4 protein-coding genes are annotated in these 5,545 nt (G+C 75.7%); 2 read left to right on the forward strand and 2 right to left on the reverse strand.

Annotated features, from left to right (window positions below; all coding sequences use genetic code 11):
- A partial coding sequence (locus FOE67_RS15105) for a hypothetical protein (protein ID WP_182664536.1) occupies positions 1 to 216 on the reverse strand: 216 nt, incomplete at its 3' end.
- A gap of 185 nt (positions 217 to 401) precedes the next feature.
- Between FOE67_RS15105 and FOE67_RS15110 the strand changes: the two genes are divergently transcribed.
- Both FOE67_RS15110 and FOE67_RS15115 read left to right on the forward strand, forming a co-directional pair.
- Positions 402 to 2,828 (forward strand): heavy metal translocating P-type ATPase, encoded by a 2,427-nt coding sequence (locus FOE67_RS15110; RefSeq protein ID WP_182664538.1) that lies wholly within the window; start codon positions 402 to 404, stop codon positions 2,826 to 2,828.
- 148 nt (positions 2,829 to 2,976) lie between these two features.
- Positions 2,977 to 4,188, forward strand: coding sequence for a hypothetical protein (locus tag FOE67_RS15115; protein ID WP_182664539.1), 1,212 nt, complete (start codon positions 2,977 to 2,979; stop codon positions 4,186 to 4,188).
- A gap of 64 nt (positions 4,189 to 4,252) precedes the next feature.
- Here FOE67_RS15115 and FOE67_RS15120 read toward each other — a convergent pair whose 3' ends face one another.
- A complete protein-coding gene (locus FOE67_RS15120) occupies positions 4,253 to 5,482 on the reverse strand; it encodes a GTP-binding protein (RefSeq protein WP_182664540.1) in 1,230 nt (409 codons plus the stop codon).
- Between the last annotated feature and the right edge of the window lie 63 nt (positions 5,483 to 5,545).

The raw sequence follows: 5,545 nt of genomic DNA on the forward strand, positions 1-5,545 counted from the left end.
GCGTGGAGGCCTTCTGGGAGACCGGCCGGGAGCGGGACGCCGGTCGGGGGGCGGATCGGAGGCGCGCAGCCGCAGCACACCGTCCAGGGGGACGGTGCAGGAGAACCGCAGGACGCGGCCGGAGGCCAACCCCACCAGCAGGTGCTCGGTGTCGCCGTCGGGCTCGGCGTGGACGTACGGGTCGGTCCCCGGGTCGGGGTTCGGGTTCCGCGTCATGTCGCCTCCTCACGGCGCCCGGCCTGCCCACCCCGGGTACCCCTGGCCCGGGGGGCGGAAACGATCGGCGCACCGAGGGGGCCGGTGAGCCCTCGCCGGTCGGCGGACGTCGTACTTCAATGAGGAGAGGGGCCGTGCACCGGATCGCCGCCCCCGGCGGATCCGGAGGGATGCGAGGAGCCGGCATGGAAGAGGCACCGGAGACCGCGGGCGCGGAGTCGGTCGGTTTCGGCCGGTGGATCCGCCGGTACGGGGAGACGGCGACGCTGGTCACGGCCGGAGCCGCGCTGCCGGTCGGGGCCGTGGCCCGGCTGGTGGGGGCGGTCGGCGCCGCCGACGCGGTGTGGTTCCTCGGCACGCTGGCCGGCCTGGTGGCCGCCCTGGTCATGGTGACGGGCGAGTTGCGCCGGGGACGCACGGGTGTGGACGTGATCGCGGTCCTCGCGCTGCTGGGCACCCTCCTGGTGGGCGAGTACCTGGCGGGGGCCCTGATCGCGGTGATGTTCCTGGGCGGCCGTCGCCTGGAGGAGTCCGCCCGGCGGCGGGCGACGCGCGACCTGCGGGCCCTGATGGAGCACTCCCCGCGGCTGGCCCGGCGCCGGATCGGGGACCGGGTGGTGGAGGTGACGCCCGCCGACGTGGTGCCCGGCGACCTCCTGATGGTCGGCCCCGGCGAGGCGGTGCCGGTCGACGGCCGGGTGGAGTCGGCGGAGGCGGTCCTCGACGAGTCGGCGCTCACCGGGGAGTCCGCGCGGGTGGAGCACGCCCGGGGCGCGCTGGTGTCCAGCGGCACGGTGAACGCGGGCGCGGCCTTCACCATGAGGGCCACGGCGGTGGAGGCGGACAGCGCGTGGGCCCGCCTGGTGCTGCTCGCCCGGCGGGCGGGTGCGGAGAACGCACCGGTGGTGCGGCTCGCGGACCGGTACGCGGCCTGGTTCGTCCCGCTGACACTGCTGGTCGCCGGCGCGGCGTGGGCGTGGAGCGGCTCGGCGGTGCGCGCCGTGGCGGTCCTGGTGGTGGCCACGCCCTGCCCGCTGCTGTTGGCCGCGCCGGTGGCGATCGTCTCCGGCCTCTCCCGGGCGGCCCGGATCGGGGTGGTGGTGCGCGACGGCGGCGCGCTGGAACGGTTGGGGCGGGCCCGCACGGTACTGCTGGACAAGACCGGGACGCTCACCGGCGGGCGCCCCCGGGTGATCGCGGTGGTGCCGGTGGCGGGGGCGTCCGCGGACGAGGTGCTGCGGTGGGCCGCGGCGGCCGAACAGCTCTCACCGCACGTGCTGGCCCGGGCCCTGGTGGAGGAGGCGGGCGCGCGGGGGCTCCGCCTGCCGGTGCCGGAGGACGTGTCGGAGGAGCCCGGCCGAGGGGTGTCCGCGAGGGTCGGGGGACGCCCGGTCGTGGTGGGCCGCTACCCGGCGGGGATGCCGATGCCGGAGGCGGTGCGGCGGGTGGAGCACCGCGCGACCCTCGACGGCGCGGCGGTGGTCTGGGTGCTCGTGGACGGCGACCCGCTGGGGGCGGTGCTGCTCGGCGACCCGCCGCGCCCCGACGCCCCGCGCACGCTGCGCCGGCTGCGCTCGGTGGGGATCAGCCGCCTGGTCATGCTCACCGGTGACCGGGAGGCGCCCGCCCGGGAGGTCGCCGCCGTCCTGGGACTGGACGCGGTGCGGGCGGAGCAGAGCCCGGCGGACAAGGTGGCGGCGGTGCGCGCCGAGCGGAAGCGGGCCACGACCGTGATGGTGGGCGACGGCGTCAACGACGCGCCGGCGCTGGCCGCCGCCGACGTGGGCGTGGCCATGGGGGCCCGGGGGGCGGGGGCCGCCTCGGAGGCGGCCGATGTCGTCCTGACGACGGACCGGGTGGACCGATTGGCGGACGCGGTGACCATCGCGGTGCGGACACGGCGGATCGCGGTGCAGAGCGCCCTGGGCGGAATGCTGCTGTCCCTGGTGGCGATGGCGGCCGCGGCGGTGGGGTGGTTGCCGCCGGCGGCGGGTGCCCTGCTGCAGGAGGGCATCGACCTGTTGGTGATCCTCAACGCGCTGCGGGCGCTTCGGGTGGGGCGCGCCGTGCGTTCGGCGGTGGACCCGGCGACGGAGCGGCTGCTGCGGCGCTTCGCGGCCGAGCACGACGAGTTGCGCGGGGTGGTGGAGGCGGTGCGGGAGGCGGCGGATCACCTCTCCCCCGGCCCGGAGCGGGCCGGCGTGGGGGGCTCCACCGACGCAGCCGACGCCGTCGCGGCGGTGCGGCGGGTGGACCGGTTGCTGGAGGAGCGGCTGCTCCCCCACGAGCACGCCGAGGAGCACGAGCTGTACCCGGCCCTGGCCGGGGTGCTGGGGGGAGCCGAGGCGACCGCGACGATGAGCCGCGCGCACGCCGAGATCGAGCGGCTGGCCCGGCGGGTGCGCACCCACCTGGACCTCCTCGGCCCGGACGCCCGGGAGATCCCCGCCGAGCAGGTGGCGGACCTGCGGGCGGTGCTGCACGGGCTGCACACCGTGCTGCGGATGCACTTCGCCCAGGAGGAGGAGAGCTATTTCTCCCTGGCCTCCGTCGAGTCGCCGGCCCCCGACCGGGCCGTCACCGAGCCGGCCCCGGCCGAACGGGGCGGCTGAGCGCGGGGCGGGCGCCGTGCGGTGCGGTGGGGTCACCGTCCCCGTCCCGTGACGGACCGTCGTGCGCCGGGGCCCGGCAGGGCTACGGTGGGCGGCGGCCATCCGGTCGATGGCCACCCGAGCCGGACCTCACAGCGGAGGAGTTCGCATGGGATCGATCGAGGTCCGGCCCACGTGGCGGGGGACGGCAGCCGTGGCGAGGAAGGTGATCCGGGGCCATTGGGGCCCCTTGCTGCCCCTGGTGGTCGCGGTGGCGTTGACGGTGGTGGTGACCGGCCCCGTGCACCGGGCGCAGGACGAGGCGGAGGCCCGCGCGACCTCCGAGGGAGCGCAGCGATCCCTGACGGTGTGGGAAAGGCCCGCGGCGGAAGGGGAAACGGAGAGTGAGGGGGTTCGCCCGGACCTCCTCACCGAGGCACGGCTGGCGGAGATCGCCGAGCTTCCCGGTGTCCGAACAGTGGTGGCCGGGGGGAGCGGTGTCGGAGAGGTGTACCCCGGGGCACCGGTGGGAGAGGGAGAGCCCACCGACCCGGCGATGTTGCGCGTGCTGCCGTGGACGGCCGACCTGTCGCTCCGGGCGGGCGACCCGCCGGGCCTGACGGAGATCGTGCTGCCCGACGGGTTCGCCGGCCGATCGGCGGAGGAACTGCTGGGGGAGCGTCTGGTGTTCCGGCACACCCCCCTGGTGTGGGAGGGGGATCCCGATGGTGTCGAGTCGGGTCGGGGCAACGAGCCGGTGGATGTGGAATTGACCGTGGCGGGGGTGCACGGCGGTCCGGCCTCCCCCGCCGAGGGTGAGCCGTGGGGGTACATGACGCCGGGGATCGTCCAGATGTTCCACCTCGCCGAGCGACCGCGCCGGGAGCAGGGATTCGAGTCCGCCCGGGTGGAGGCGTACGGTCCCGATCGGGCGGATCGGCTGGTGGAGGAGTTGAGGGCGACCGGTTTGGTGGTGGAGCCCGTGGCGGTGGAGTTGCGGCGGTTGACCGCCCCCCTGGACGTGGCCGCCGTCTGGACCCGGGTGGCGCCGTGGGCGGTGTTCGGCCTCGGGATGTTCGCGGGCCTGGTGATCGGCGCGGTGCGGATGACGGCCGGCGGCGGGAGCCGGGGGGTGCGGGACGGGGGTTCGTCCGCCGACCGGGGACCGCGGGTGGGAGCGGTCGGTGTGGCGTTGGCGGGGGTCGCGTCGGCGGCGGCGGGAGCGTTGATCGGTCTGGTGATCGGCACGGTGTTCACCGGGATGTGGTCGGGGGCCGCGGTGGCGACGGCGGTGGTGTTGGTGCCGTGGGTGGGGATGGCGACGTTGTTGGGGACGGGACTGCCGTGGCGGGGGACCCACCGCCCCCCTGCACCGGGGTGACGGCGGTCCCCACCCGGACCCGGACCCGGGTGGGGGAGGCGGCCGGGTCCTCGTCCGAAGCGGTTCAGTGGTCGGTGTCGCAGAGGTTCCAGGCCGGGAAGGGGTCGGGGAGGGAGTCCGGGGCCCGGGTGGCGCGTTCCGCCTCGGCGTCGGTGAGCAGGCAGGCGGTCAGGGCCTCGCGCAGGGCGTCGGGGCGCAGCGAGACGCCGATGAAGACGAGTTCCTGGCCCCGGCCGGCGACCGGCTCGGCGGAGGTCCCGTCGTGGGTGTGCGCGTGCGGGTGACCGTGGTGGGTCGGGTCGTTCATCTCCAGCGGTTCGAAGCGGGCGACGGCGCCGGCCTGGGACCACAGTCCGGTCACACCGGGGCGCGAACCGAGCGTGAAGAAGCCCTTGGAGCGCATCACCTGTCCGTGGTCGCCGCGGTCCAGGGGACCGGTGAGGAGGTCCCACAGCCGTTGGGGGTGGAAGGGGCGGGGGTCGCGGAAGACGAGGGAGGAGATGCCGTACTCCTCGGTCTCCGGGACGTGGTCGCCGTTGAGTTCGGCCACCCACCCCGGCGCCTGTTCGGCTTTCACCGGGTCGAAGAGGCCGGTGCCCAGGACCAGGGAGGGGTCGATCCGGCCGTGCTCGGTGCGGTGGATCCGGGCGCCGGGGTTGAGCCGTCGCAGGAGGTGTTCCAGGCGGTCGGCCTCGGCGGCGTCCACCAGGTCGGTCTTGTTGAGCAGGATGACGTCGGCGAACTCGACCTGGTCCACGAGCAGGTCGCTGATGGTGCGGTCGTCGTCCTCGGCGGTGGCCAGGTCGCGCTCCCGCAGGTCGTCGCCCCGGGCCAACTCGCGGGGGAAGTTGCGGGCGTCGACGACGGTGACCATGGTGTCCGGGCGGGCGAGGTCCCCGAGGACGGTGCCGTTCCCGCCGGGCAGCGGGAAGGCGAAGCCGGCGGCGACCGGCATCGGTTCGGAGATGCCGCTGGACTCGATCAGCACGTGGTCGAAGCGGCCCTGCCGGGCGAGGCGTTCCACTTCCTCCACGAGGTCCTCGCGCAGGGTGCAGCAGATGCAGCCGTTGGTCATCTCGACCAGGCGTTCCTCGGTGCGGGAGAGGGAGTTGCCCTCGCGGACCAGGGAGGCGTCGATGTTGATCTCGCTCATGTCGTTGACGATGACGGCGACGCGCAGGCCGCGGCGGTTGGCGAGGATCCGGTTGAGCAGGGTGGTCTTGCCGGCGCCGAGGAAGCCGGAGAGGACGGTGACGGGCAGCCGGGTGTCCTCGCCGGAGGCGCCGGCGGTCACGGCGGCGGCGGAGAGCACGGAGGAGAGGGAGTCCGCCGCTCGGGGGGCGTCGGTGGTCGGGGG

The organism is Streptomyces calidiresistens (assembly GCF_014141525.1).
Classification (GTDB): domain Bacteria; phylum Actinomycetota; class Actinomycetes; order Streptomycetales; family Streptomycetaceae; genus Streptomyces; species Streptomyces calidiresistens.